24 protein-coding genes and 2 pseudogenes are annotated in these 26,273 nt (G+C 45.5%); 17 read left to right on the top strand and 9 right to left on the bottom strand.

Features of this window, described 5'->3' with window-relative positions; all coding sequences use genetic code 11:
- Nucleotides 1-17 precede the first annotated feature (17 nt).
- Both V1467_RS09630 and V1467_RS09625 read left to right on the top strand, forming a co-directional pair.
- Nucleotides 18-1,049 (top strand): phage/plasmid replication protein, II/X family, encoded by a 1,032-nt coding sequence (locus V1467_RS09630; protein ID WP_416308571.1) that lies wholly within the window; start codon nt 18-20, stop codon nt 1,047-1,049.
- Between the two features lie 9 nt (nt 1,050-1,058).
- Nucleotides 1,059-1,253, top strand: a complete 195-nt coding sequence (locus tag V1467_RS09625; RefSeq protein ID WP_416308567.1) for a hypothetical protein — start codon at nt 1,059-1,061, stop codon at nt 1,251-1,253.
- Between the two features lie 194 nt (nt 1,254-1,447).
- Here the strand turns inward: V1467_RS09625 and V1467_RS09620 are convergent, their stop codons facing one another.
- Entirely contained in the window at nt 1,448-1,651 is a 204-nt protein-coding gene (locus tag V1467_RS09620; protein ID WP_416308570.1) for a hypothetical protein, read from the bottom strand.
- Nucleotides 1,652-1,973: 322 nt separating this feature from the next.
- On the opposite strand from V1467_RS09620, the gene V1467_RS09615 reads away from it, so the two are divergent.
- Entirely contained in the window at nt 1,974-2,345 is a 372-nt protein-coding gene (locus V1467_RS09615; RefSeq protein ID WP_416308569.1) for a hypothetical protein, read from the top strand.
- Between the two features lie 257 nt (nt 2,346-2,602).
- Here the strand turns inward: V1467_RS09615 and V1467_RS09610 are convergent, their stop codons facing one another.
- Nucleotides 2,603-2,965, bottom strand: a complete 363-nt coding sequence (locus tag V1467_RS09610; RefSeq protein ID WP_416308568.1) for a helix-turn-helix transcriptional regulator — start codon at nt 2,963-2,965, stop codon at nt 2,603-2,605.
- Between the two features lie 199 nt (nt 2,966-3,164).
- On the opposite strand from V1467_RS09610, the pseudogene V1467_RS09605 reads away from it, so the two are divergent.
- From V1467_RS09605 to V1467_RS09590, 4 genes and pseudogenes are all read left to right on the top strand, one after another.
- Nucleotides 3,165-3,787, top strand: a pseudogene (locus V1467_RS09605) (phage/plasmid replication protein, II/X family); the annotation flags it as partial.
- 6 nt (nt 3,788-3,793) lie between these two features.
- Nucleotides 3,794-4,195 carry a phage/plasmid replication protein, II/X family gene (locus V1467_RS09600; protein WP_416308676.1) on the top strand — a complete coding sequence of 134 codons (402 nt, stop codon included), beginning with the start codon at nt 3,794-3,796 and terminating at the stop codon, nt 4,193-4,195.
- Nucleotides 4,196-4,204: 9 nt separating this feature from the next.
- Entirely contained in the window at nt 4,205-4,399 is a 195-nt protein-coding gene (locus V1467_RS09595; RefSeq protein WP_416308567.1) for a hypothetical protein, read from the top strand.
- A gap of 551 nt (nt 4,400-4,950) precedes the next feature.
- Nucleotides 4,951-7,608: an ATP-binding domain-containing protein gene (locus V1467_RS09590; protein ID WP_416308566.1), complete on the top strand. Its 2,658-nt coding sequence runs from the start codon at nt 4,951-4,953 to the stop codon at nt 7,606-7,608.
- An 89-nt stretch (nt 7,609-7,697) separates the two neighbouring features.
- Here the strand turns inward: V1467_RS09590 and V1467_RS09585 are convergent, their stop codons facing one another.
- The 6 genes from V1467_RS09585 to V1467_RS09560 all read right to left on the bottom strand — a co-directional run bounded on the left by V1467_RS09585 (nt 7,698) and on the right by V1467_RS09560 (nt 14,004).
- Nucleotides 7,698-8,009, bottom strand: coding sequence for a hypothetical protein (locus V1467_RS09585; RefSeq protein WP_416308565.1), 312 nt, complete (start codon nt 8,007-8,009; stop codon nt 7,698-7,700).
- A gap of 355 nt (nt 8,010-8,364) precedes the next feature.
- Nucleotides 8,365-8,961, bottom strand: a complete 597-nt coding sequence (locus tag V1467_RS09580; protein ID WP_416308564.1) for a hypothetical protein — start codon at nt 8,959-8,961, stop codon at nt 8,365-8,367.
- A gap of 98 nt (nt 8,962-9,059) precedes the next feature.
- Nucleotides 9,060-10,706, bottom strand: a complete 1,647-nt coding sequence (locus V1467_RS09575) for a TniQ family protein (RefSeq protein WP_416308563.1) — start codon at nt 10,704-10,706, stop codon at nt 9,060-9,062.
- Nucleotides 10,706-11,605, bottom strand: a complete 900-nt coding sequence (locus V1467_RS09570) for a TniB family NTP-binding protein (RefSeq protein WP_416308562.1) — start codon at nt 11,603-11,605, stop codon at nt 10,706-10,708. The genes V1467_RS09575 and V1467_RS09570 overlap by 1 nt, the downstream gene beginning before the upstream one ends.
- Nucleotides 11,598-13,526 carry a hypothetical protein gene (locus V1467_RS09565; RefSeq protein WP_416308561.1) on the bottom strand — a complete coding sequence of 643 codons (1,929 nt, stop codon included), beginning with the start codon at nt 13,524-13,526 and terminating at the stop codon, nt 11,598-11,600. Before V1467_RS09565 ends, V1467_RS09570 begins: the two co-directional genes overlap by 8 nt.
- 37 nt (nt 13,527-13,563) lie before the next feature.
- Entirely contained in the window at nt 13,564-14,004 is a 441-nt protein-coding gene (locus V1467_RS09560) for a hypothetical protein (protein ID WP_416308560.1), read from the bottom strand.
- A gap of 620 nt (nt 14,005-14,624) precedes the next feature.
- Between V1467_RS09560 and V1467_RS09555 the strand changes: the two genes are divergently transcribed.
- The 3 genes and pseudogenes from V1467_RS09555 (at nt 14,625) to V1467_RS09545 (ending at nt 17,354) form a co-directional block, all read left to right on the top strand.
- Nucleotides 14,625-15,098: a hypothetical protein gene (locus V1467_RS09555; protein WP_416308559.1), complete on the top strand. Its 474-nt coding sequence runs from the start codon at nt 14,625-14,627 to the stop codon at nt 15,096-15,098.
- Nucleotides 15,099-15,134: 36 nt separating this feature from the next.
- Nucleotides 15,135-15,239 (top strand): annotated as a pseudogene (locus V1467_RS09550) (MerR family DNA-binding transcriptional regulator); the annotation flags it as partial.
- A 219-nt stretch (nt 15,240-15,458) separates the two neighbouring features.
- Nucleotides 15,459-17,354, top strand: coding sequence for an FTR1 family protein (locus V1467_RS09545; RefSeq protein WP_416308558.1), 1,896 nt, complete (start codon nt 15,459-15,461; stop codon nt 17,352-17,354).
- Nucleotides 17,355-17,397: 43 nt separating this feature from the next.
- Here the strand turns inward: V1467_RS09545 and cadR are convergent, their stop codons facing one another.
- On the bottom strand, nt 17,398-17,781 hold the full coding sequence (gene cadR, locus V1467_RS09540; protein ID WP_414653234.1) for a Cd(II)/Pb(II)-responsive transcriptional regulator: 384 nt from the start codon (nt 17,779-17,781) through the stop codon (nt 17,398-17,400).
- A gap of 102 nt (nt 17,782-17,883) precedes the next feature.
- On the opposite strand from cadR, the gene V1467_RS09535 reads away from it, so the two are divergent.
- The 7 genes from V1467_RS09535 to V1467_RS09505 all read left to right on the top strand — a co-directional run bounded on the left by V1467_RS09535 (nt 17,884) and on the right by V1467_RS09505 (nt 26,260).
- Nucleotides 17,884-18,789 (top strand): cation transporter, encoded by a 906-nt coding sequence (locus V1467_RS09535; RefSeq protein WP_286911324.1) that lies wholly within the window; start codon nt 17,884-17,886, stop codon nt 18,787-18,789.
- Between the two features lie 191 nt (nt 18,790-18,980).
- Nucleotides 18,981-19,331: a hypothetical protein gene (locus V1467_RS09530; RefSeq protein ID WP_416308557.1), complete on the top strand. Its 351-nt coding sequence runs from the start codon at nt 18,981-18,983 to the stop codon at nt 19,329-19,331.
- Nucleotides 19,332-19,415: 84 nt separating this feature from the next.
- Nucleotides 19,416-20,756 (top strand): TolC family protein, encoded by a 1,341-nt coding sequence (locus tag V1467_RS09525; RefSeq protein ID WP_416308556.1) that lies wholly within the window; start codon nt 19,416-19,418, stop codon nt 20,754-20,756.
- On the top strand, nt 20,753-21,694 hold the full coding sequence (locus V1467_RS09520; RefSeq protein WP_416308555.1) for an efflux RND transporter periplasmic adaptor subunit: 942 nt from the start codon (nt 20,753-20,755) through the stop codon (nt 21,692-21,694). Before V1467_RS09525 ends, V1467_RS09520 begins: the two co-directional genes overlap by 4 nt.
- An 80-nt stretch (nt 21,695-21,774) precedes the next feature.
- A complete protein-coding gene (locus tag V1467_RS09515; RefSeq protein ID WP_416308554.1) occupies nt 21,775-24,915 on the top strand; it encodes an efflux RND transporter permease subunit in 3,141 nt (1,046 codons plus the stop codon).
- Between the two features lie 77 nt (nt 24,916-24,992).
- Nucleotides 24,993-25,307, top strand: coding sequence for a P-II family nitrogen regulator (locus tag V1467_RS09510; protein ID WP_121465543.1), 315 nt, complete (start codon nt 24,993-24,995; stop codon nt 25,305-25,307).
- 74 nt (nt 25,308-25,381) lie between these two features.
- Nucleotides 25,382-26,260, top strand: coding sequence for a cation diffusion facilitator family transporter (locus V1467_RS09505; RefSeq protein WP_416308553.1), 879 nt, complete (start codon nt 25,382-25,384; stop codon nt 26,258-26,260).
- Nucleotides 26,261-26,273: the final 13 nt, after the last annotated feature.

Genomic DNA, 26,273 nt, shown 5'->3' with positions numbered 1-26,273 from the left:
ATGCTGAGTAAATAGTCTTGATTGATTGGGCTCGCGTATCACTTCCTTTTGTTCATTGTCCACTTAATGCAGGTGAGATTTTTTCAATGGATGAGGATGGCCAGGTTGAATGGAGAACCCCGAAGCGCAAACAGGCTACGGGCAGTTACGAGAAAAAGATTTCAATAAAGAGTACCGGTGGAAACGGGCAGGGCATGGCAACCCATTTATGGGTCAGTGGCAATCCATCAAAGTTCCTTCAGGGTCATAATGTATTTGGTTCTGATGATCTTGTCTCACTTATATATGACACATTTAAAGTTATTGTTAAGCAATTCAATTTCACACCAACAATGCATGAATTAAAGCAAATTAAGCATGGGCTTTATGATGTTGGGATGCTTGATATTAATTATTCGTTTGAATTGCCAACACGGGCTGACGTACTGGCTTTCATTCGCGCAATGGAATTTAAGGCTAAAACCCGCCACGGAAGGCCATCTATGAAAGGGGGAACGCTTTACTTTGGGAAAACATCTGAACGTTGGGCTATCAAGTTGTATTGCAAAGCTGAAGAAATCAAAACGAAGAGCGGTTGCTTACCTGAGCCGTTAATTAACAAGGGGATAGAGTTATGGGCAGACAATAAATTAAGGATTGAACTTAGATTGCATGGCAAAGAATTGACTAAGCTGGATTTACTTCAGGCTAAAGATTTTAATCCGGCGCTTGTGCAAAGTGTTTTTAACACCTACTTGGGGAGAATAGACATGGCCGAACAAATACGGCTCAACAACCAAATTACGTCTAAATTACCTAACAAATTACTAAGTACTTATACGCTATGGACTGAAGGGCATGACTTGCGTTCGATGATGTCTAAGCCAACGTATTATCGTCATCGTAAGGACTTAATGGTTCATGGCATTAATATTGACTTGAGGCCATGTGAATCAGCAATCAGTAATGTCATTCCAATGTTTAGAATTCTTGAAGCTAAAGCAGCTTCAATTCCTGATTGGGCCTTTGATAAAAACATGGTCCATTATTCTGCTAAAGCTGCTGTTTGAGGTGAATTAATGGATTACACACAAAATCAATTCCTAGAGCTGGAACTCGATATGACTGATATTTTAGAGTTGTATGTGTTTGTGACAGTTCAACTTTCCAAACTTGAAGATGCACGATTTAAAAATTTGTTGCTCGATGTTAGACAGCAAATCAAAGAACAATATCCCACATTTTTTGCTCCTGAAAATTCTACATCTATTTAATTACTTTCATTTGGCCAATCAGAGTATCGACCGGACGTGATGTCCGCCGATACTCTGATTGGCCAAATCACGATTATCATTTTCATATTTTAGAGCCTCAACATATGTCGTAAGACAACTTAATACTTGGTGACTCTTATTCATCCTCGAATATATAAATATTCCTATAATGTATATAAGTTAGTCTGGCTATCCTATTGATAATAGGGACTATTTTTGCGGATTTCTACGCCATATTTCTTTGCCAATTCTTTGGCGTGACGGTAGTAAGTTTCGCGACTCATGAGGAAGTAGGGGTCAAATCCCATCAACCATGTAACGTAGGTACCGCGCAATCTGCAAGGTAAGCGTACGATAAATAGTTGTTGTTCAGTGGTTATTTTGATGTCTTTATTCATGTCGCAGTCTGTGCCATTGTTTTGCTACTAAATATAATATTCGGTTTATTGTGTGATGAATAATTTTAAAATAATTCCTTTGTTTTTAGTCTGGGTAATTAGGACTTACAAGCTCTTTTGCATCTTCCTTGTCATATTGATTACACATCAGTTATATATTCATTTACCTTGTTTTGACATAGGCATTGCTTGCTTAGATAACAATACATTTGAATCTCGTTTATCCGCATTTATAAGCATGCTAGGTGCCGTTATTGTTTTACTCTCAATTAACTCTAATTTGTCTAGATTTAAGGGAGTCAGTTTTTTCGAGTATTATAAAATGACGTTTCGCACCAACCCTTTTATCCAGCGGGAGACACACGCATTTACTGCCAATGCTTCTATCGGGATCGGTGCGAACGCGGTGGCCACTATGGTAGTGGTGGAGCCTCCTCCAGCTACTATAGATGAACTCTACAAGCATATGGAGAAACAATTTATTCAGCAGCGAAATCAGATGAAGGCTATAAAAAAAGGCATTGAAACCAAGCTTTCTAAGCAAGAAACTAAGTTAAATGAATTGATCTCGGAAAGTCATAATAAACTCTCTGATTTAAATAATAAGGTGGAACACTTCGCTATTGGTAGCATTGACTGGCAAGTTTTTGGTGTGCTTTTAGTTTTTTACGGCTCCTATCTTAATCTTACTTGATGCCCTTTAGGGCATGCAGCGAAGCGGTAAACGCCTTTTTCGGCCAGAATGACAGTGAAGGAGTATCTACGCGCCACCAAGCCATAAAAGCAGCCTGCAGGCTAAATCGCGCCCTGCTAAACCAGTCTTTTTAATCCACCTTTCCTCGCAAGCAAACTTGCTGTGTCGGTCGATTGATGACTTATCCATACACAACATATAGATATATATTGTGTATGGTTCTCTAGTGCGGATTGCGTACTTTCAAAGGGGGTGTTCTACTTAATCTCTTCCGGTAAGGGACTATATCCTTTGAGGATATTCAGATAGGTTGCGTCATCATCTATTGCTTCCCATATTGCCATTTTCTGGTCGAACTCACTGACATGCTGAGACAGTTTTGATATCTCACGCATAAAGCTCATTGGGTCTGATTTACTGCTTACTCTCCCTGTGCAAATTTCTTTGATGGAGATATTCAGCGTTTTAGCTATTTTCACGATCTGTGATGCTTTAGGTTCTGTTTTTCCATTTTCCCATTTGCTATAGGTTTGAACCGTCACACCAACTGCTTCGGCAGCATCTTCTTGCTTTAAGTTCTGCTTCAGCCTTGCGTCTTTTATAACGTCTTTGAGTGCCATATTAACTCCAAACTTAAATATTTCATTAAGCATACCACCACTTTTCTTTACTATTGATGTGAATTAAATATATAGTTAAGTCAACTTAAATAAATATGTTGTTGACAGGTTTTTTATGGTGTTCTTTTTTGGATTGAGTCGGGAGTCTAGTAATACCCGACTTTTGTCTCATTTTGATACTAATGCTGAGTAAATAGTCTTGATTGATTGGGCTCGCGTATCACTTCCTTTTGTTCATTGTCCACTTAATGCAGGTGAGATTTTTTCAATGGATGAGGATGGCCAGGTTGAATGGAGAACCCCGAAGCGCAAACAGGCTACGGGCAGTTACGAGAAAAAGATTTCAATAAAGAGTACCGGTGGAAACGGGCAGGGCATGGCAACCCATTTATGGGTCAGTGGCAATCCATCAAAGTTCCTTCAGGGTCATAATGTATTTGGTTCTGATGATCTTGTCTCACTTATATATGACACATTTAAAGTTATTGTTAAGCAATTCAATTTCACACCAACAATGCATGAATTAAAGCAAATTAAGCATGGGCTTTATGATGTTGGGATGCTTGATATTAATTATTCGTTTGAATTGCCAACACGGGCTGACGTACTGGCTTTCATTCGCGCAATGGAATTTAAGGCTAAAACCCGCCACGGAAGGCCATCTATGAAAGGGGAACGCTTTACTTTGGGAAAACATCTGAACGTTGGGCTATCAAGTTGTATTGCAAAGCTGAAGAAATCAAAACGAAGAGCGGTTGCTTACCTGAGCCGTTAATTAACAAGGGGATAGAGTTATGGGCAGACAATAAATTAAGGATTGAACTTAGATTGCATGGCAAAGAATTGACTAAGCTGGATTTACTTCAGGCTAAAGATTTTAATCCGGCGCTTGTGCAAAGTGTTTTTAACACCTACTTGGGGAGAATAGACATGGCCGAACAAATACGGCTCAACAACCAAATTACGTCTAAATTACCTAACAAATTACTAAGTACTTATACGCTATGGACTGAAGGGCATGACTTGCGTTCGATGATGTCTAAGCCAACGTATTATCGTCATCGTAAGGACTTAATGGTTCATGGCATTAATATTGACTTGAGGCCATGTGAATCAGCAATCAGTAATGTCATTCCAATGTTTAGAATTCTTGAAGCTAAAGCAGCTTCAATTCCTGATTGGGCCTTTGATAAAAACATGGTCCATTATTCTGCTAAAGCTGCTGTTTGAGGTGAATTAATGGATTACACACAAAATCAATTCCTAGAGCTGGAACTCGATATGACTGATATTTTAGAGTTGTATGTGTTTGTGACAGTTCAACTTTCCAAACTTGAAGATGCACGATTTAAAAATTTGTTGCTCGATGTTAGACAGCAAATCAAAGAACAATATCCCACATTTTTTGCTCCTGAAAATTCTACATCTATTTAATTACTTTCATTTGGCCAATCAGAGTATCGACCGGACGTGATGTCCGCCGATACTCTGATTGGCCAAATCACGATTATCATTTTCATATTTTAGAGCCTCAACATATGTCGTAAGACAACTTAATTGTAGCTGGCACGTGTCATTGTCATTCTAGCTAACCATACAGCATGGCCTTCAGGCCGAACTCGTATGTAGTGTCATAAAATTCTCGCACGTGAAACTGTCATTAAAAGCTACATTTTAATTAGTAGACGAACTAATCAGATTAGCACCTCACGACTCTTGACGACTTTAACGAATTCCATATTTGAATGATAGTTACGACGATTACGTCTGCTAGGCAATTGCGAATGCTTGTAACAATAGCTTTAACACATTCTAAACTGATGAACGTGACAATATGATTTTTAATCATTTGATGTTCTTGACTTCATTATGGTCTTAGGTAAAGACTACAGCCTAATAAGTCTTTGATTTACTGAAATAATGCTTAAGCATTCAAAGTTCATATCGAGAAGATTACGATAAAAATAATAGTGGGAGTTAATTTGATGACTGAAATGGATTTCATACCTCTGGCAGAAGATACTTTGGAGAGATTTTCAGAAATTTCTGATGTTGCTTCTCAACAGTACAATAGCCCTAAAATTGGTAATGCAGACAGCTTTGCCACGGGGAATACACTCACAGGTGGTGCTGCATTTCAAAATTTAAGTGAGATTCAACAAGGTCAACGAACTAATTTAAAAAGTCTTATCGATGAACCCGCTATAGTGCGCATGGTTTTAGAAGGTGAGAATGGCCTTCAAAGAATAATTTATATTGCCCGCAATAGTAATCTAACTTTGCCCTCAGGAGTTGAATTTGCTAGCTACCGCTCTCCCATCGGTCGGTTGGCAGAATTACCATTGGGTGAAGAAGCGCAAGTACCAAATGCAGTTCAACCTCAGTCGTATGTTGTAAAAGAAAAAACTAGTTTCAGTCCAGTTAAAGATCAGGATGGATGGGATTCGCGCCAAACGGTTTATCGTCATGAAGACAGACCGACTTACACAATTGCATCGTTAAGATCTCTACTGACTAAACGAGATTTTAGTAGCGACGATGAACTGGATAAATTGCTTGAAAAAGCTGATACAGAAGTTGTAGTAGCGGTTGGCTTAACTCACCAAGTAAGAACAGCGATGGAACTTCGCGACCAGCCGATTCTTGACAAGTTCCAAGGTGAAATATTTCGCCTACCGTTAAACAGCCAAATGATGATTATGGGGCCGCCAGGTACAGGCAAAACTACAACGCTTATAAAAAGGCTTGGCCAGAAACTGGATTTAGGGAGTCTCGAACAGGCTGAGCGACTTATTGCTACTGAAGACCATGGCAACCACCTGCATACAAATAGCTGGTTAATGTTTACACCGTCAGAGTTGCTTAAGCATTATTTGAAAGAGGCATTTAGTCGTGAACAAGTTCCCGCAGGAGATGTTCATATTCGAACTTGGGCAAGCTTTCGTAATGATATTGCCAGAAATACGTTAGGTCTTTTACGCAGTGCTAATGGTGGACGTTTCATACTTAAAGAGGACTTAAACTCACTTTCTGAACCTGTTATTGAAGATGCCCGTCATTGGTATGAAGCATTAAGCAGTTTTCATGAGCAGCGTTTACGTAAACAGTTGATCGATGGTAGAGACATCGTCAATACATCGGCCACTGACAAGCAGTTACATATAATTCAATTAATTGAAAAGATTGCAATAAACTTGGCGGCTAGCCCGTTAATCGACATCTACAGTTCCCTCAGTCGAATTGAAGAACCCCTCCGTGAGGCTTTGACTGAAATCAAAGCAGTAGCAGATGCTCTAATTAAACGAGAAAGAAATCGTTTGTTCAACCAAGATAAGAGCATTTTTGAACGCCTTTCCAGCCACTTGCAAACGATGCAATTGGACGAAGTGGATGATGAAGATGAATTTGACGATGACGAGCAAGAGTCAATATCAGCAGTTAATGCAACTCAGATTGGAGTGAAAGCTTATGTTGCAGCGCTGCGCGTGTTAGCCAGAACTCGTTACTTAAAGCGAAGTGTAGCTAAAGCCTCCAGAGCAAATGTGGTGTTAGAGTTTTTAGGTGATAAAGTCCCATCCAAGGAAGTGTTATTGGACATTGGCAGACATATTAGTTTGCAAAACGGTTTGCGGCGTTTTGTAAATAGTCACAAACGTTATATTAACGATGTCGGCGTGAGTTATCGTCAATTTAGAAAAGGTACAGAAAGGACGTTTTACACTGATGAAGTGATTAATCGTGATCAAATCAATGCATTCGAACTCGATGGAATGATTTTACTTACGCTAAAAAATGCCCGGAAATTAGCGTCACAGACCTTCGTTAATAGGGCGCTACAGGAAACTAGATTCAGCTATCTGATGAATGTGCTGGAGTTGTTCAGGAACCAAATAATGGTGGATGAAGCAACTGATTTTTCAGTACTAGAATTAGCCTGTATGGCTAATTTATCTAGTGTAAAAACAAATTCATTCTTTGCATGTGGTGACTTTAATCAGCGTATTACTTCAACAGGGATTCGTAACGATGAACAGTTGAAATGGATTTTACCATCATTGAATACAAAGAATATCAAAACCGTTTATCGACAAAGCCGCAAATTGAACTCGCTAGCCAAAGATTTACTGCAAATTTTTGGAGGTGATATGAGTGCTTTAGGGGAAGTGCCAGAAGAGAGTAACCATAACGGAGTGAATCCCGCATTGCTGGAAAATGCAGACAAAGTAAAACTGGTGGAATGGATTGCTGATCGAATTAAAGAGGTGGAAAAAAGCGTTCGTCAACTGCCAACGATTGCTGTATTGGTCAACTCAGAAAGCGAAGTTAAACCCATGGCTGAAGCGTTATCACAATGCTTAACGGACGTTTCACTCAATGCTGTAGCTTGTGAGCGAGGGCAATCATTAGGAGAAGGTTCAGATGTTCGAGTTTTCGATATTCAGCATATTAAAGGCCTGGAATTTGAAGCTGTATTTTTTGCTGGAATAGATCAGCTGGCTGAGAGCCTGCCAATTTTATACGAGCGATATTTATATGTTGGTGCGACAAGAGCCGCAACTTATCTCGGTTTGGCTTGCCGTGACCAGTTGCCAACAAAGTTAACTTCTTTAAAGGATAAATTTGTCTCTAACTGGCGGCAATGAAGGAGTTTTAGCGATTAAAAATAATTGCTCGTAGCACGTTTCTTGTTGGTTAGGCTAGAGGTGTTGATTATTCTTTGTGTTACCGATATCTACCTGGGCCAAGCGTAATAGGTAATTATAGCAGGATGGATAATCTGTTCTGTTGGCTCAGTATTCAATGAATGAAGATTTAGAGTCCAATTTTTCTCCAGCCATTGTTTAGCAGCGTAGGCCGATATCACTGCATCCCACTCATGATCGTTGCCAGTGCTGACTTTTGAACCGGTAACCGTCGATAGCAAAAGATCCATCTCTGATCTGTTTTGTGAGTAGTTGTATTTAACACCGGTTAACGCGTAGTAAAGCACTTTGGGATGCGTTTCGGTGACAATGATATCAGGAAAGAATTCTGAAGCGGCCATAAGCACAGCCATTCCATTGATACCCATTGAACCAAATAGACTGTTTGGTGATGCGACACTGTTTTGTACAGCTTGGTATTGATTTTTGAGCCAGCGGTCTGCGGGACGCCAGCCGCTTGGCCCAGTGGACCAGCAGGTTAGAGTATCTATACCAATTGCTTGTACATTCGGTAAGGCAGTTAGCGCATTTATGACGTCCTGAACTGTCTCTAACGTTTTTACCTCTATCCCTGCCAGTTCACTCTTGTGGAATGAAAAAACGGCAAGGCCATGTGAACCGTTGCCGCCTGGGTCATACCCGATGATAGAGTGTGTTTCAGTGCTAATAAATCTATTTCCCTAAATAAAATAACGGCTAAGAAGTTAAAGTATCATTTAATGCAGACGAGTTATTCCGTTTTAACTCAAGCATTGGATTATCAGAAGCGTCAAAGTAACTAATGTCAATCCCTGCTACCATGGCTGAACCTATCGGAAGTACGCCCCCACTGATTTCCAGACACAGTTCCTGGTCTTCACCTAAAGTAAACATCTTAAATTGTTTGTGAATGTAGGGTGCTAGGTCTAGCCGGTGCATCAGCAAATCATCCCAGCTGATTTCGATATCCCACTTGTTCAGCAATTCTGTCTTAGCACCATTCAAATTACGGACAAAAACAGATAATGTCCAGCTTCCGCGAAGTAGTTGCAGGTTGGCCACGATAGCCTCAAAAACACAACTAACCGGCCCAGAAATCAAAGTGACATGTTTAATGGATGCGAAAACGCGTGGTGAACATTCTTCCAATTTCTTCATGTATTCATCGTGAATGCGCGTAAATTCAATGTCCCCTAATCCTACCGGCTCTCCTGCTTTGCTCATAAGGTAGTCCCTGAATGGTGGCAGATTAATATCCGGGCGACCCAAAAACTGGAATTCTTGTATGTAGTTAAACGACTTTGCTGCAATCATATTTTCTTTCCTCGATGTAAAAAGCACATGCCAGAACAGAACGAATAGTAGATGTGATAAAAAGGAACTAATTTTTTCGGAAAATATTTTAAATTAAATCAATGATGTAGTTGATTAGCCTGAATGGATTTGATTTCGTCCAGTATCGCTTCTGTTGCAGCGTTACGACTAAAAATATAGCAACCAAGCTCGCGTAAATTTGGGTATTCAACCGGTAGGCAGGAAACTAACGGAATAACAGTTTGCAAATCCAACTGATGCTCAACACAGTAACGATTCAATACAATGTTTCTGGCCAGGAAATGCTGGATCAGGGACAAGTGTAGATTACTTCCACCGTACCCCCATCTGGAATAAGTTAGTGGCGACCAGCGAACAAGTTGGTCTGCGACATCAGGAGATAAACATACCATCGCAGCAAAATCGTCTGAGTGTATATTGTCGTCTACCTGACTTTGAAACGCTTCATCCAAAATTCGGATGGCGTCTGAACGTTGAATCAAACGTTGGGCCCAATTATGCGTAGGCCCAGGTCTGAACATTGCTATTTTTTGTTGCATCAGAGGCTGGAAAACAGCTGCTAACTCGCAGCGATAAAGCGGCAGTAAATGGTCTATCACCCATTCAATAGAGACTAAGTCCTGAACTAACTCATTTTGCGTCGCTGAAAATTCATTGAACTTGAGTATCGCTTTCAACAGAACACGTCTGTCGATAACGATATTGTCATTACGCTTCCCCGTTGTAATGGGCAAAAATACGCCCTGAGAACCTACCAGACTGCGAAATTCATGTTCTTTGATATTAAGCGTGAAAGCAGCTTCGCTAATACCTACGTGGCGACTCAGGGGCACTTTGCCATTTCTCGCTATATCTGCTCGGTGAGAAGACACATAAGAAAGACTGTGGCGGAACTCAGGTAATTCTGAAATTAGGTTATTCTCAACGACGGTGTCAGCCAGCTTCGCTAACCAACCCAATAGTGGCGTAGTTTGATGGGAAGCGCCACGTCGCTCAATCGCATCACAATGCTTATGTCGTAGCGCAGGATTGGCCAGTAATTGATAAGCGTAATGAATAACTTCTCGACGAGTTTTAAGCTCCATTTCAAACTCGCAAATTGGGGTAAACATCATGTCGTTATGATTAAGCACATGACACAGCACTGAGCAAAGTTTACCTACTAAAACTGGATCATATTCTGAACCTGATCCCAACGTTTGCTCAAATGGTAACGGGGGCGCGGATACTACATCATAATCTTCATATTCTGCTCCACAGTTTTTGCATCCCCTTAACTGAGAACACTGCCAACTATACGGATGCTTGCAGTTAGGGCAGGAATCAATTAGTAATGTTGCGTGTTGGTTACAATACGTGGAAAAGACATTATTCCATGCGCCACGATGATAGCGGTTTTCTGACATGCATAATGGACAGCACTGGAAAGATTTGACATCAATATGTCGGATATATCGTTCAGATCGAAAAAGTGAAGCATTGTGGTCAGTGTTAAATGCATTACATAGCCGCTCAACTGGGATATCAGTGGCGTCACTTAAACCGTTTAATAATCTTGCGTAGGATTTTGCTGATGTCCTTGGAAACGCAGGGATATTTCTGATTTCACACAAATTAATGAGTTCTTTGACCGTTTGCAAACCGTTCATTTTGGCTAAACGAAGCAGATAACCCAGTAAACTCTCATCTAAATGAGGTAGTGGGGTCACCGTAAGCCCATTCATTAGTGCGCCTGTACGAGCTGATTAAAAGGCAATAACGCGAGCCCTTCAGAGACGCCAGAACCGCTTAGGTCGAAAGGTGAGGGGCGTGATGGATCATATTCATACGCTTCCCATACTTCGTTAAATTTATCTAGTAACTCATCGATTGTTTCCGGCTTTTCAGGCGCGTTCAGGTTCAAATCTACAATCAAACGTTCGAGAGTACGCAAGTCACCAAGGGTGGCAGACATCATCAAGTCTGCAAAAGATAATTCTTTGCTAACCGGGAGGTTTAAATCTTCAAACACGCCTAGCAAAAAGCTTAGCCAATAGTCTTTGTCTTCTTTAGTCTGGTAGTCAAAGTGACGCATGTTAAAAGGTGAGCGGCACCGGGACTTGATCTGGCTTTCCTCGTCATAAAGTGACCGAGAGGTATGGATGCCCAGGCAAACAATTGCGCATGGACATTCATCATTCAAAAATTTTAATGATTTCACAACTTGTGAACGGTCACGTACACCACTTTGTGGAATTCCATCCTGAATCTCGTCAATAAGTACCAATTTCACCTGGTGTTGTAGTAGTAATTCTTGCACCTGAATTTTAAGTTTGGCTGCCGTTGCATTTGGGCGTTGCGGAGCACCTATTGCGCATAAAATTGCATTGAAGAAGGTACTTTCGGAAAACCGACTTGGACACCGAACCGCCAAAACTGGGATTTGATCTGCAATGTCTTCCTTGATAACCGGGTACCTGGACTTAACGAATTGCATCAAACGTGTTTTTCCAATACCTGCTTCACCGACTATAAAGCCAAGCTTTGAATTCATTGAATGGCGACATTGCATGCATTGCTTAATGTACTTGAATGCAACCTCAAAACGCGGGTGTTGAATCAATGGCAGAGTTTGATTACTCATCATTTTCTCCTTTGAAGCGGGTAATTGAGTTGCTCTCATTCACCTCTTGAGTAGTTTCATTTTGTAGAAGGTGTTGCTGGTAAGATTGTCGGAACTGTTCAACGTACTGAGGTACTTTGTTTGCAGTAATACCGGGTATTTTTACGCCAGTATTATTGGTTGATTTGGTTATCAGACACTCCTTAGCTCGTTGATAGGCTGCTTGGATATCGCTTGGTTCAGCCGATCTCAAGGGGCCAATGAGGTATTTCATTTTGCTCGTGTTACGTTTTTCAGCAAGGTGTGTGAAATGATGAAAGCGATCTGACGATTGGACCAGAAGGTATTTTCCAAAATTTGACTGAAACGGCTTAGGTACAAACACCACAATCTTCGATACATCTGTTTGATTAAAGCGGAAAAACACTTTTGGCTTTTTGGTTGGGGACGTGGCCAGCATACGTTCCCGCAACTTGATCAACTTTGAATTAGAAAAATGCATGTCGTGAAGTTGCAATCCTTGCAACTTTTGAATAGTACCAGTGACTAACTCCCCGCGATGCAAGTCACAATCCGCTTCATTCTCAAGGTGTCGAATATAGCGAGTAGGGTAAGAGTTCCAAGAATCAAAAGGGGTTTGCCCCGCAAGCCCTTTGTGCGGTTTATGATGATATTTGTTAAAAATCACATCGAAGACAATGGCTTTGAAATCTTCAAATGCTAGAGGCTTGTCATTGAAAAACTGACCTGCGTCTTTACCTCGCGTCTTTTTACCATGCTTGTAGCCCGGCAACGCCTTACGTAACCGCGATCGTAATGTGCGGAAAAAACGCTCTATAAATGGTTTGGCATCACCTTTTTCGGTGGGCGTTGTAGCATAGCAAATCCCAAAGCTATCACATGCTAGTTTGAAGTTTGCATTGGAAAATGCAGGGCCTGCATCCGCAACAATTTTAATTGGTTTACCTCGTGCCACCCAGTGGCATTGAGTTCCACCATTTTCGACCTGATGAGTCATAATCGATGATAGGCATTCGATTGAAGCGGCAGAAGTTTCACTTTCTTTGGTGGTTTTACAAAGTTGAAAAGAAAGTCCGCACACGCTGCGGGTACACACGTCCAATGCAACGTAAATAATAACTTTGCGGTATTCATTTCCATTGAATTTCATTAGGGCTTTTACATCAACAGCATCCATTTCTACTAATTCAAGTGGAATTGTAGGAACCTCCCATTTCAAGTAATCCCTGAAATACCGCGCCGCAACTATGGGGCCTTTTTGGGCAACCATCACGTCGTACGGATCCAATGATGCAATCACCTTGTCAACATATCGATGTGACGGTACATGAATTGAATTGGCCTTTGCGCGAGTTTCCAGTTCTTCATAGACCTCGACGTTGGTAGGGGCCATACCTTTTTGACAAACAATATCTTCGATATTTATGTAGTAAAAATCTTCTAGTTCCTCAGAAAACGCATTTGAACCCGGCGCGCGCGTAGGAGGTGGTTCATTGCGTAACATATCCTGAACAGTTTTGGCATGCCGAAGCATGGTGCGAGTGCAGGGGACTTCGATATCTCCGTCATTGATTAACTTGCCCATGGGGGTGTTATTCGCGGCATAATCCCACGCATGTCGCACTTTTTTGGCGCTTTGACCGGGCATCATGTCCGCTACCTGTTGATAGAATGGTTGGTAGTCCTGGTTAAGGCCATAAGCCTCAATTGTTGATGTACATACTGTGTTGACCGGGTCTTTTAGGATCGTGATATCGCCTTTTGCTCTGAGTTTGTGAAAGTCATCGATGCTAATTTCCTCGGCACCAGATGGACCTTCTAACAAGTAGCTTGCTTTTTCGTTACAACAATCGGTGATGATTGAAAACACCTGACCGTGTAGTTCGATTTGATCGCCTGGTTCAATGGTGAATGAATTCATAGAATTCTCCTTACAGCTTAATAGGGGGGAAGTGGAATTAGTGCAGACGAGGTTGCTCGTCCAGCAGTTGAAGTTGGTACCGGGTGTACAGCTCCATCAGCATTTTGCGGTACTTTGAACATTTGCGTACTTTGCGAACAACCAGTTGAGATCCCGTTGTTAGCGTAAAAGCGCGGCGCTTGGCCTCGAATGTTAAATCAGGCACCCAGTTTTCGAGTTTCACCTCTTCAAAAACTACACGTCCATCTCGCTGTAAAATTATTGCGTCTGGAGAGTAGCGGCGCATTTTACCTTGCAGCATGAATGTCACGGTAAATGGGTGGGTCTCAAAACCGGTGATGTCCGGGTCAATGAAACGTTCTATACATGCACAGAACTCGGTGTTTGACTCGCACATTTTTGAACGATTCTCGTCACAATCGTAAAACTGTTCTACCCAATGGCTAGGGCTGGACTTTTTAATGTTTCGACCTTTCATAAACAACGCACTCCTATAGTAAAAGCGTTACTTTCAACTTAGGGTGGTTTTTTGATTGGTCAAGCCGCTAACAACTTGTAACGAGCTGTATTTGTTGGATATTTAGATCTATTTTGTTGTAGAAAAATATGAAATCCACATAAATATGAAGGATAGGAACAACAAAAATGCTATTTTAGTGCGCGTTATTTTATTGACATGTCTACGTAATTTGTCTTGCGTGATCTATCGACATTTTTTGCGCAGGAGCACCAATACTGGTACGACCAGAAGATCTTTTACATTTGATACGCATTATTTTTTTGATAACACGCCTAATTTTGCATTTTAAGGCAATGGAAACCGTGATTTCAGGAATGAAAAACACCGCCTTTGTATTCCCTGCACGTGTTATTTCGGCAAAATAATTACGCTAAACGTTGGCTGCCTTTGGGAACATGGTAGGATACCGCCTGTATTTTTCAGGTGATAAAAGATGGAAATAACAACAATAAGCCAGGTGTGGCGCTACTTCAGATGGTTACCCAAATGGCTGTTAAAGCGTTTTTTTTACTCAGGAGAAACTTGCTTCGGCGATACGCTTTGATATCCGGGCCCGTCATGCAGGTGTAAGGCTTAATTTGGCAAATCAATGCCTAGGCTATGAGATCTGGTTTGAAGTTACCAACAACACGCCGTTCGAACTGACTCAGGATAGGGCTGAATTTGAATTTACCTTTGAAGGTGTAACTGGCACTACTTCACAGTTTATCCGTAAAATCACACTATCTTCTGGGCAACATAAAAGCTTTGTCATCAAGGGCGATCTAACAGATTATCGCGCGCAGCAAATAGCTGATCTGCATACACAGTATGAATCCAGCATAACAGTCAATGCGCTTTACCAATGCAAAGTACGGGAGTTCACCTTTCATCGTAATTTGGATGGGATCAAACCTGATATCATCAACATAGCGTCTCGTACTCAACAGAACAACCACACAGTTAAGCGCGAAAGATTTTACCGGACTGAAACGTTTTCAATCCGTGGCCGGAGACCGCTTCAAAATGGGTGTCCTGCTTTACGACGGAGATCACACGACAGCCTTTGGTGACCATCTTTACGCCGTACCGCTGGGAGCCCTTTGGTCATGACGTCGCATTACTCCATCGGTCAACTGGCCAAGACCGCTGGCGTCAATGTCGAAACTATCCGCTATTACGAACGCCAAGGTCTCATCACGCAACCGCCGAAAACAGCCCTAGTGCAAGTGAAAGGTTCAATTCACCTAAGCATCGCTACACATCATCCCGGCCATCTTTTCCATGAGTATCATTAAGCATTCTCGAAGAGCTTGACTCTATAGTGGCTACAGGGTTTAGAATGCGATTAATTATCATTAACAATCGTATAAGTAGAGATATCGACCATGCTAATTCGCTGGATGCCCCATTTTACAGATCAGAGATGGTCAATGGTGAAAGCCATGCGGCTATGCCTGCTGTTATCGTTTGCGCTGCTCGCAAGCGTCAGTCATGCGACCGATAACAGCCATCGCCAAATTCGACAATTGGCTCAACTGGCTGAGTACATCGGTGCTGACTATGTTGCTGCGGTAGATCACAACACGGTGGTCAATCTCGATGAATACCAGGAAATGCTTGAGTTTGCGCAATTACTGGTCGATAAAAGCGCAATGATTGCCAAGCCCGCCCTTGATTCTCACAATCTACAAGCCGAAGCGGGCGCTCTACAGCAAGCGGTTCAAAACAAACAGGACGTTCGCCTTGTTCGCCAACTGAGCACTCAACTGCGGCGCTCTTTACTGGCCTTGATGCCGCAATCCACATTGCCAGATCGCTTGTCGCCCAAAAGGACGGTTGAATCGTTATTCAAGGATAACTGTACAACTTGTCATGGCTTAACGGGAAAAGGTGATGGGACTCTGTCAACGCAGCTGAATCCCGCACCCACCAATTTTACCGATAAGGAACGGGCGTCGAATCGATCAGTTCTCGGGCTGTTTGATGCCATATCCAATGGTATCGATGATACTGCGATGCCTGGCTTTAATCAGCTGACCGAGCAACAACGCTGGTCACTGGCATTCTACGTAGGCAGCCTGGCGTTTCAGTCTAACCCCAAACCATCTGTCAACGATTCGAATATTTCTTTGTCCCAACTCGTCAACTTCAGCCCAGCACAGATTGCCGCCGGGCAGTCGCAAGAGGTCGAATATCTTGCCGAGTGGCTGCGCGCCCATCCAGAGCAATTGTTTGACAAGCAACAAAACCCTCTTGCCATCAGCCGCGAGCGTTTAATGGCCGCCCATGCCGCTTACCAGAAAGGTGATTATCAAGCGGCCAGCGAACTGGCAATCAGTGCTTATCTGGACGGCTTTGAGCTGGTTGAAAACAGTTTGGACACGCAAGATCCAACGCTTCGTAAAAATATTGAAGTCAATATGATGAAGTTGCGCCAGGTCATTAACCGGGCACAACAGAACGGTGAGTTGGACGCCCTCATGGCGGAAACACTGGCGCAGTTGAGTGAAGCTGATCGCCTACAGAATGAATCGACCTTATCCGGTGGGACGTTATTTACGGCCAGCTTGATCATCTTGTTGCGCGAAGGGTTGGAAGCCCTGCTGGTCATCATTGCATTGATGACCGTGCTGATCCGTACGCAACGACAAGATGCCCTCAAATACGTACACACCGGTTGGATCGTGGCACTCCTGTCGGGCGGTGCAACCTGGGTAGCAGCCCAGTCGTTGATCAGTATCAGTGGGGCTAGTCGAGAGGTGATGGAGGGCGTCGCCGCATTGTTCGCAGCGCTGGTATTGTTTTATGTCGGGATCTGGATGCACAGCAAGACCCATGCGGCGCAATGGCAGGCTTACATACAGAAGCACGTCAATGAGCGGCTGAAATCCGGCACTCTGTGGGGGCTGGCAGCGCTCTCTTTCATTGCAGTCTATCGGGAAGTCTTTGAAACTGTCTTATTCTATGAGTCTCTCCTGACACAAGCGGCCGAGGCACAATATTCAGTTGTTGCCGGAGGCTTTTTGCTTGGTGTTGCCATGCTGGCTGTGTTGTCCTGGGTGCTGATCCGGTATTCAATCAAGCTACCCATTGCCAGGTTTTTTTCGACGACGACCTACCTGCTCTTAGCGCTGTCTTTTATTTTAACAGGGAAAGGGATTTCCGCATTACAGGAAGCGGCCCTCATTGGAATGTCGCCGTTACCGGTGAACGTTGATTTGAGTTGGATAGGCCTCAAATCCACTTGGCAGGGGATCACGGCACAGGCCTTGATCCTGGTGGTGTTTATGGTGTTTATCTGGGGATCAAAAGTGAAGCAGCGCTAGCGTCCGTCAGTTTCCAAAGCGCCAGGCATGAAGGGCTTACCGGTTACCGCTTCGGAGTCCGATTAGCTGACAAATTGTGCAAAATGCCACACTGCTCAACGGTTCGCTCATTTGAGCAGCTGTTGCGCAAGGTTTTTAACTGTTGTCGAAGGTGGCTGAGTTCTTGAATTCGGGCTTCCACTTGCTCGATGTGTGTGTCGATCATTCGGTTGACGTCATCGCATTGTGTGTCAGGCGATCCGGTTAACGCTAACAGTTGCCGGATCTCTGATAAAGCGAGGTCAAGATTGCGGCAGTGCTTGATAAACATCAGCCGTTCAATGGCAGTTGCATCATACAAACGAAAATTCCCTTCGCTGCGCTGGGTAGATGCCAACAACTGTTCTTTTTCATAATAACGAATTGTCTGCACTGAGCAGCCGGTCATTTTCGCCAGTTCACCGATTTTCACCGCATTGACCTCCAACACTTGACTCTATAGTTACAATAGAGTTTAAACTGGGCACTATTGGTATAACAAGGGCTTTTTATGGCAGAGCAATGCAGCGGCACCTGCGGGACTGTGAACAATTCAGAGGGTTGTGTCACTCAGGATTCAGTAGACAAAGCAAAGATAGATACCGGTTATGTTAGCGAATACCGTGTAGCCAAGATGGATTGCCCTTCGGAAGAAGGCATGATCCGCATGGCGCTGGATAGCGTTAACCCAAAGGTGACGTTGGAATTTGATACCCCCAATCGAAAGGTTCGCATTTTTCACGGTGACAACGCGGCAACCATTGAGGCTCGAATGCACGCGCTTGGACTGGGGGCGACGCTTGAGCACACTCATCCAGTGGAAAATAATGTCTTCATCCAGGCTCAAGTATCGGCCCAACAAACGTCACAAAATGAAGCCCGTATACTCAAATGGTTGTTAGTCATTAATGCGGTCATGTTTGCGGTTGAAATCACGGTCGGCTGGCTGGCTCAATCCACGGGATTAATCGCCGACTCACTGGATATGTTTGCCGATGCTGCGGTGTATGGCGTATCGCTTTATGCCGTTGGGCACAGCGTTCGGATGAAGCTGCGCGCCGCACATTTGTCCGGCTGGTTGCAGGTGATATTAGCCTTAGGCGCCTTGAGTGAAGTATTGCGGCGATTTTGGTATGGCAGCGAGCCAGTTTCCAGCCTGATGATGAGCTTCGGTTTGGTCGCATTGATGGCTAATGCTTGGTGTTTGGTATTGATTGCTAAAAACAGAGATGGCGGTGCACACATGAAGGCGAGTTGGATTTTCTCCGCCAACGATGTCATTGCCAATCTTGGCGTCATTTTGGCGGGCTTTTTGGTCGCTTGGACGGGATCGCGGTATCCGGATTTACTGATCGGCCTCCTTATTGCTGTGATTGTGCTCAGTGGCGCACGTCGAATTTTACAACTTAAGTCCTAAGGTGCGGACCACGACATGATTAATAAGCAATTGTCTTTTGACGCCTCGCCAATAAAAGCCTTAACCCTGGCTCACCTTAATAGTCAGGCTGTAGGTAGATCAAAGGGTGGAAGAAGGTTTGTGGTTGAATCTGCGGCTATAGATGGTAAACTCCACGGCATGTCACATTTCACTGGGAATATAGTCGATTTATGAATCGAAAAGCATTGTCATATTTGCTGTTAGTCTTGATTGCGCTGCAATCGTTGACAGCTATGGCTGACGTGCATCCCATTGATTATTCGGACACAGCCCCTTTTTCCACTGATTCCTCCGAGGGCTCATTATCAGGAATGCTGCAAGACGCAACTGATCCCACAAATCAAAATGCCCCCACTGACGGTCTGTTTCATTGTCATCACCATGGCTGCCATTGCCATGTCTATTTATCCGGCATCCTGACTCATTCGTTTTTTTTGCATAAACATTCGTTACATAACGACTATCATGCCCTCATTCCCGAGGCGCCATCCTCATCGCTGTACCGCCCTCCAATAGCCTGATTTTACTGATTAAGTCTTTTCCTGTGTTGCAGTTATCGCTGCAATGCGCGGTTCGAATTATCTTAAAAAAGTAGGATCTACCATATGTTACCAACACATACTGCGCCTTGTTTATGCGCATGGGAACGGCGGAATATCAGAAACCGCTGCGTTCTGTTCAGTTTACTATTGTTTACTTTTTCTTCGGCGCTTTACGCCGCGCCTGGGGACTCAACGATCACGCTGACCACTGCGGTGCAGCGATCATTGTCACAAAACCCGTCTCTTAAAATTTTTTCCTACCGCTATGACGCTCTTCAAGGGCAGGCAGAATCGGCCCAGTTGCGGCCAGCCTATGAAGTGGGTTTTGACGCTGAAAATGTCGGGGGCAGCGGGGATTTCAGGGGCGTAAGTGGTGCCGAACTAACCGTTGCTCTGTCTTCGGTCATCGAAATGGGGGATAAGCGCTCAGCTCGGCAGGGCGTGGTATCCCACAGTCGGTCGGTTCTCGATGCTCATCGCCAGGTGGAATCCCTGGCGCTGTTAGGTGAAGTCACACGCCGCTACGTCGATGTGCTTGCAGCACAGGCGCAGGTTGAACTGGCGAAAGAAGCCGCTCAGTTGGGAAACGAAAGCTTACGCATTGTGAAAAAGCGGGCTGATGCGGGAGCGACGCCCGAGGCGGAAGTGAAGCGCGCACAGGCCGCTGCTGAGCAAGCGAAACTCGCTTTGCTCGCGGAGCAACAACGGCTAGCTTATTTGAAAATGGCATTGTCTGCCCTGTGGGGAGCGACCAACCCAGAGTTTGACAAAGTGGAAGGTGATCTATTCCAGTTCGGCGAGGACGTTGCTTTTGAAAGGTTGTATGCCAAAGTGGAAAAGAATCCAGCGATAGAAATTTTCGCAGCGCAGTCCCGCCTCAAAGAAGCCGAAATACGCCTTGCTCAAACCCAATCCAGCGCCGACATCAGTTGGTCGGTGGGCGTTCGTCGAATGCAGGAAACAGATGACACAGCACTGGTTGCAGGCTTCAGTATGCCGCTGTTTTCAGGTGAGCGAAATGCCGGCGTCGTTTCCACCGCATTGGCTGAGAAAAATCAGGTGTTAGCACAGCGCGACGTGATGCTGCTCGATTTACACACGCAATTGTTTCGAGCCTTTCACAACCGCAAGCAAGCCATTGTTGCGGTAAAAGTCCTACATACCGCCATCATACCAGCCCTTGAACAGGCGCTGGTTGAAACTCAAGCGGCGTATCAGCGGGGCCGGTACGGGTACCTCGATTATGTCAGCGCACGGCAGGAGCTATTGAGCGCCAGACGTACTCAGATCGAAGCGGCCGCAGCTGCCTTAACCTATGGCGCAGAAATTGAGCAGCTGACAGCAGAGCCTCTGGCCCTGACTCAGTATGGGGAAGACAACACATTTTCAGGATCACCACAATGAACTCCAAAACACACATTAAAAAAACCATCACCCATCTTCTTGTCAGTTGCTTAGCGATCGCGCTGCTGCCGGGACAAACCTTTGCAGAGACTGGCCACGAAGAGGAGACAGAGCAGCACGAAGAAGGCCACATTGAACTAACCCAGGAACAGATACAGCATGCTGGTATTGGGCTGACAACCGTTACCTCGGGGACTATCCGCGATGTCTTACCGGTATACGGCGTCGTGGCTAGCAATGCAGAGCGCGTACAGTCGGTGACTGCACGCTTCGACGGCATTATTCGGGAAGTTAAAAAAAGTATCGGTGATCCGGTTCGTAAAGGCGAAACCCTGTTAACCGTAGAAGCCAATGAAAGTCTGAAAACCTATTCGATAGTGTCCGCACTCAATGGTGTTGTTACTCAGCGTAATGCAAACGTTGGCGAGCAAACTACCGATACCCCATTGTTAGTTGTTCAGGATTTCTCAACGGTTTGGGTGGAGCTGTCGGTTTTTCCCAAAGATGTTAGTCAGGTGGATTTAGGCCAACAAGTTCGCATTCTCAGTCTCGATTCAACCCAAATCGCAGAGGGGAAAATTATCTATATTGCGCCGCATGGTCAGGGTGGCAATCAGGCCATTACAGCTCGCGTTTTAATTGACAACCCGAAAAGCCGCTGGAAACCCGGGCTTTTTGTCAACGCGCAAATCACCCGTGAGGAGATTGCTGCTCCGGTGGTGATCCGTAACGAGGCCTTGCAAATCGTCGAAGATAACCCCGTCGTGTTTGTTCAGGGTGAGGAGGGTTTTGAACCGCGTGCGGTGACGCTCGGACGCACCGACGGCGAGTTGAGCGAAGTCTTGGCTGGCCTGTCTGTTGATGAAGTGTATGTCAGTAAAAACAGCTTCATTTTAAAGTCAGAGCTGGGCAAGGAGGGTGCTGAACATGGACACTAAATTGCTATTGGCGCGATCCATAACACCGAACAGCCAACACGGTACTCACCGGTCAGATGAACCCCAAATAGGAGTTCACCATGATCGATAAACTCATACAATTTTCCATCGCGCGCCGCTGGCTGGTGATGTTTCTGGTGCTAGTGACTGGGGCCTTAGGGGGCTGGAACTATCAGAACCTGCCCATTGACGCCGTACCCGATATCACCAATGTTCAGGTGCAAATCAATACAGAAGCCCCGGGTTATTCACCGCTGGAAGTTGAGCAGCGTATTACTTACCTGGTGGAACTGGCCATTACGGGATTGCCCTATGTGGAGAGCACGCGTTCGCTGTCACGCTACGCCTTGTCTCAGGTGACTGTGGTATTTGAAAAAGGCACGGACATCTACTTCGCTCGCAACCTAATCAATGAACGGCTACAACAAGCCAAAAGCGAAATGCCTTCGGGGATCGAGCCGGTCATGGGGCCTGTTGCCACAGGCCTCGGTGAAATCTTCCATTATGCGGTGCATGCACAGCCGGGTGCCTTGCAAGCCAATGGTGAGCCGTATGATGCAACCGCCTTACGCACCTTGCAGGATTGGGTGATCCGTCCTCAATTGCGTCTGGTTCCCGGCGTCACCGAAGTCAATACCATTGGCGGGTTTGAAAAACAGTTCCACATCACCCCGGAACCTTCAAAACTGTTGGCCTATCAACTCAGCTTTGATGATTTAGTGGCTGCGCTGGAGAAAAACAACGCCAATATCGGTGCAGGCTATATTGAAAAAAACGGTGAGCAATACTTGATCCGAGCCCCCGGACAAGTGGCTGATATCCCGGCGTTAGAAAAAATCATCGTCGCCCGTCGAGCGGGCTCACCCATTACTGTGGCCGATGTGGCCGATGTCGGATTCGGCAAAGAGTTGCGTACCGGCGCCGCAACACTGGATGGTGAGGAAACGGTACTGGGTACTGCCGTCATGCTACTGGGAGGCAACAGTCGAACGGTTTCTCAGGCGGTGTCGGCAAAGTTGCTGGAAATCAACAAAACGCTTCCCGAGGGCGTGATTGCCGAGCCGGTTTATAATCGTACGGTACTGGTCGACAAAACCATTGCCACGGTTCAAGCCAATCTGGCCGAAGGTGCGCTATTGGTCGTCGTCGTGCTCTTGGTCATGTTGGGTAATGTCAGGGCGGCATTACTTACGGCCTTGGTGATCCCTTTGTCGATGTTGATGTTGATGACGGGCATGGTACAAACCAAGGTCAGTGCCAATCTGATGAGTTTAGGCGCACTCGACTTCGGCTTGATTGTGGATGGTGCGGTCATCATTGTTGAAAACTGCATTTTACGATTGGCGGGGCGACAACATCATCTTGGGCGCACCTTAAAACTCGACGAACGGTTTCAGACGGTGTTTACAGCGACTCGCGAAGTATTCACACCGAGTTTGATCAGTGTTTTGGTGGTGATTCTGGTGAATTTACCCATCCTGGCACTGACTGGCGTAGAAGGCAAAATGTTCACACCGATGGCCATGGCGGTAATCATGGCTTTGCTATCGGCACTGGTGTTATCGCTTACCTTTATTCCCGCCGCCGTAGCGTTGTTTATGACCGGGCATATTGAGGAGAAGGACAACTTTATTGTTCGTCACTCCAAGCGGCTTTATATGCCGATATTGGCATGGGCGCTCAAATTTCGCGTGCTCGTATTGTCTGCAGCGCTGATCTTTGTGGTGTTAGTCGGCGCACTGGCTTCGCGGATGGGGACGGAGTTTATCCCCAATCTGGATGAGGGCGATATTGCCATCCAGGTGCTGCGGATACCCGGTACCAGTCTCACGCAATCCCTGGATATGCAGTTTAAGCTCGAAAAGGCTGTGCTGGAAATCCCGGAAGTGAAAACCTACTTTTCGCGCGTAGGCACTGCGGAGGTCGCCAGCGATCCTATGGGACCCAACATTTCCGATGGTTATGTCATGCTCAAGGATCACAGCGAATGGCCCGACCCCGACAAAACCAAAGCGCAACTGTTGGAAGAAATCGGTGAGAAGCTATCGTTGTTACCCGGGAATGCCTATGAGATCAGCCAACCGATCCAACTTCGCTTTAATGAGTTGATCTCAGGTGTGCGCTCAGACCTCGGGATCAAGGTATTCGGCGATGATCTGGCGCAACTGCTTAGGTCAGGCGGTGAAATTGCAGCGGTTTTGAACGGTATCGAAGGCGCAGAAGGGGTGAAAGTCGAGCAAGTGTCCGGTTTGCCTATTCTATCCATCGACGCAGATCGTTCTGCGATGTATCGCTATGGTTTGAATGTTGCCGATGTGCAGGACGTAGTAGCCGCCGCTACGGGTGGTGAGGAAGCCGGCCTGATTTTTGAGGGCGATCAACGTTTCTCGATAGTGGTGCGAGTGGCTGAGCGCGTAAGGGGCGATTTGAGCGCTTTGGAACGTTTGCCCATACCGTTGCCAGACGGTGGCTACGTACCGCTGCGAGAAGTCGCAAGCCTCACATTGGCGCCTGGACCTAATCAGATCTCTCGTGAAAACGGCAAGCGGCGATTGGTCGTCAGCGCGAATGTTCGCGGGCGTGATTTGGGTGGCTTTGTGGCCGAAGTACAGGGCAAAGTAGCGCAACAGGTGAAATTGCCACCCGGTTATTGGCTGGAGTACGGCGGCACGTTTGAACAATTGCAATCGGCCTCACAGCGTTTAAGTCTGCTGGTTCCCGTCACTTTGGTGATGATTTTTGCACTCCTGATGATGACGTTTGGCTCAGCAAAAGATGCGGCATTGGTCTTTAGTGGCGTACCGCTGGCACTGACGGGTGGTGTTATTGCGTTGTGGTTACGTGATATTCCCCTATCCATTACCGCCGGCGTTGGGTTTATTACCCTATGCGGGGTTTCGGTGCTGACGGGGGTCATGATGGTGTCGGCATTTCGGGATGAACTCAATCGCGGTGAATCAGTCGAGCACGCGATTCGCGAGGGTGCCATGTTGAGATTGCGACCGATTTTGATGGTCGCTTTAGTGGCTGCATTGGGCTTCTTGCCAATGGCGCTTAACACCAGTACCGGGGCCGAAGTCCAAAGACCGCTGGCCACGGTGGTCATCGGGGGTATTATCTCCTCCACGCTACTTACGCTTCTGGTGCTTCCTGGTCTCTATAGACTGACTTGGCGAAAGCCAAAAGGGATTGATGACAATGGCGAACCGATCGCCCAGTGACACGGTCAGGATCGCGGCGTCGAACGGCTTGTCGCGATCCCTCTGATAGCAATGACAACACTTTTTGGAGTATTCACATGAAACAAATTACCGCTTTTATTCACCACGTTCGAACCGCTGATGTCATCGATGCTCTGCGCGATGCAGGTTACAAAAACATATCGTTACTCGACATCAAAGGGAGCTTGAAACCCTTGGGCGAAAGTGAGTTGGCCTATTCGTCCGAAGCCGGCGTGGTTATCTCAGAAGTTCAATTATCCCTGGTATGTGAAGACAATCAGGTGGACGAGGTGACCTCCGTCATTCGCAAAACCGGGAAAATCGGACCGAACATATCCGGTTGGGTCTACGTCAGTCCGGTTGAACAGGTACTGCCCATAGACGGCGATTAACACTTCCGAGTTTGTGCGCGCTGGCCACGTTCACACCAGCGCGCACCAAACCCGAAACGCTTGGTGTAGGGACTATGCATAACCACGATCACTCCAGCAGTTCGAAACGTATTGGCTGGGCCTTTTTCCTCAATCTGGGATTTACGGTTATTGAATTTATTGGCGGCTGGCTGACAAACAGTACCGCCATCATGGCTGATGCCGTCCACGACCTCGGCGACAGTATTTCCATCGGCCTCGCCTGGATTCTTGGCAGGTTGAGCAACAAAGGTTCGAACGTGGAGTTCACCTACGGCTACCGTCGCCTGTCACTATTCGGCGCATTGATCAATGGCCTGGTATTGATCATTGGCTCCTTCTGGGTGCTGACCAAAGCTATACCCAAGTTGTTGCAACCAGAAATGCCTGTAATTGAAGGTATGTTAGGGTTGGCTGTTTTTGGCGTTCTGGTGAATGGTATTGCCGCCTATCAGCTTAGCCAGGGTAAAACGCTTAACGAGAAAGTCTTAAACTGGCATTTATTGGAAGACGTACTGGGCTGGGTGGCCGTCCTGATTGTTTCCATTGTGCTGTTTTTTGTGGATTGGCCGATTTTAGACCCCGCACTGTCTATCGTTTTTACCCTCTACATCTTGTTCAATGTCGGAAAAAACCTTTGGAGTACCACTCGATTATTTCTTCAGGCCGCACCCGACAAAGCACTGTCAGAGTCACTTCACCGCTGTCTATCCACGCTTGATGAGGTCCGTAGCGTTCACCACCTCCACCTGTGGTCACTGGATGGAGAGCACCATGTGCTTACCGCGCACTTGGTATTACAACGCGCTTTATCCGTGGAGCAGCAAATTGATTTGAAAATGACAATTGCAGATCGTCTCAGCGAGTTCGATCTCGCGCACACGACCATTGAGTTGGAATTTGGGGAGGAAACCTGTCGAGACGCAAAGGTTTAGGAACTCCAGCATC

Source organism: Neptunicella plasticusilytica (assembly GCF_047922965.1).
Lineage (GTDB): Bacteria > Pseudomonadota > Gammaproteobacteria > Enterobacterales > Alteromonadaceae > Neptunicella > Neptunicella plasticusilytica.
This window is presented reverse-complemented; position numbering and strand designations above follow the sequence as displayed.

Bases quoted from the DNA above. Each gene is read 5' to 3' on its own strand.
- V1467_RS09625 (WP_416308567.1), top strand. From the start codon at position 1,059: ATGGATTACACACAAAATCAATTCCTAGAGCTGGAACTCGATATGACT.
- V1467_RS09620 (WP_416308570.1), bottom strand. From the start codon at position 1,651: ATGAATAAAGACATCAAAATAACCACTGAACAACAACTATTTATCGTA.
- V1467_RS09615 (WP_416308569.1), top strand. From the start codon at position 1,974: ATGACGTTTCGCACCAACCCTTTTATCCAGCGGGAGACACACGCATTT.
- V1467_RS09610 (WP_416308568.1), bottom strand. From the start codon at position 2,965: ATGGCACTCAAAGACGTTATAAAAGACGCAAGGCTGAAGCAGAACTTA.
- V1467_RS09595 (WP_416308567.1), top strand. From the start codon at position 4,205: ATGGATTACACACAAAATCAATTCCTAGAGCTGGAACTCGATATGACT.
- V1467_RS09590 (WP_416308566.1), top strand. From the start codon at position 4,951: ATGACTGAAATGGATTTCATACCTCTGGCAGAAGATACTTTGGAGAGA.
- V1467_RS09585 (WP_416308565.1), bottom strand. From the start codon at position 8,009: ATGGCCGCTTCAGAATTCTTTCCTGATATCATTGTCACCGAAACGCAT.
- V1467_RS09580 (WP_416308564.1), bottom strand. From the start codon at position 8,961: ATGATTGCAGCAAAGTCGTTTAACTACATACAAGAATTCCAGTTTTTG.
- V1467_RS09575 (WP_416308563.1), bottom strand. From the start codon at position 10,706: ATGAATGGGCTTACGGTGACCCCACTACCTCATTTAGATGAGAGTTTA.
- V1467_RS09570 (WP_416308562.1), bottom strand. From the start codon at position 11,605: ATGAGTAATCAAACTCTGCCATTGATTCAACACCCGCGTTTTGAGGTT.
- V1467_RS09565 (WP_416308561.1), bottom strand. From the start codon at position 13,526: ATGAATTCATTCACCATTGAACCAGGCGATCAAATCGAACTACACGGT.
- V1467_RS09560 (WP_416308560.1), bottom strand. From the start codon at position 14,004: ATGAAAGGTCGAAACATTAAAAAGTCCAGCCCTAGCCATTGGGTAGAA.
- V1467_RS09545 (WP_416308558.1), top strand. From the start codon at position 15,459: ATGGTGAAAGCCATGCGGCTATGCCTGCTGTTATCGTTTGCGCTGCTC.
- cadR (WP_414653234.1), bottom strand. From the start codon at position 17,781: ATGACCGGCTGCTCAGTGCAGACAATTCGTTATTATGAAAAAGAACAG.
- V1467_RS09535 (WP_286911324.1), top strand. From the start codon at position 17,884: ATGGCAGAGCAATGCAGCGGCACCTGCGGGACTGTGAACAATTCAGAG.
- V1467_RS09530 (WP_416308557.1), top strand. From the start codon at position 18,981: ATGAATCGAAAAGCATTGTCATATTTGCTGTTAGTCTTGATTGCGCTG.
- V1467_RS09525 (WP_416308556.1), top strand. From the start codon at position 19,416: ATGTTACCAACACATACTGCGCCTTGTTTATGCGCATGGGAACGGCGG.
- V1467_RS09520 (WP_416308555.1), top strand. From the start codon at position 20,753: ATGAACTCCAAAACACACATTAAAAAAACCATCACCCATCTTCTTGTC.
- V1467_RS09515 (WP_416308554.1), top strand. From the start codon at position 21,775: ATGATCGATAAACTCATACAATTTTCCATCGCGCGCCGCTGGCTGGTG.
- V1467_RS09510 (WP_121465543.1), top strand. From the start codon at position 24,993: ATGAAACAAATTACCGCTTTTATTCACCACGTTCGAACCGCTGATGTC.
- V1467_RS09505 (WP_416308553.1), top strand. From the start codon at position 25,382: ATGCATAACCACGATCACTCCAGCAGTTCGAAACGTATTGGCTGGGCC.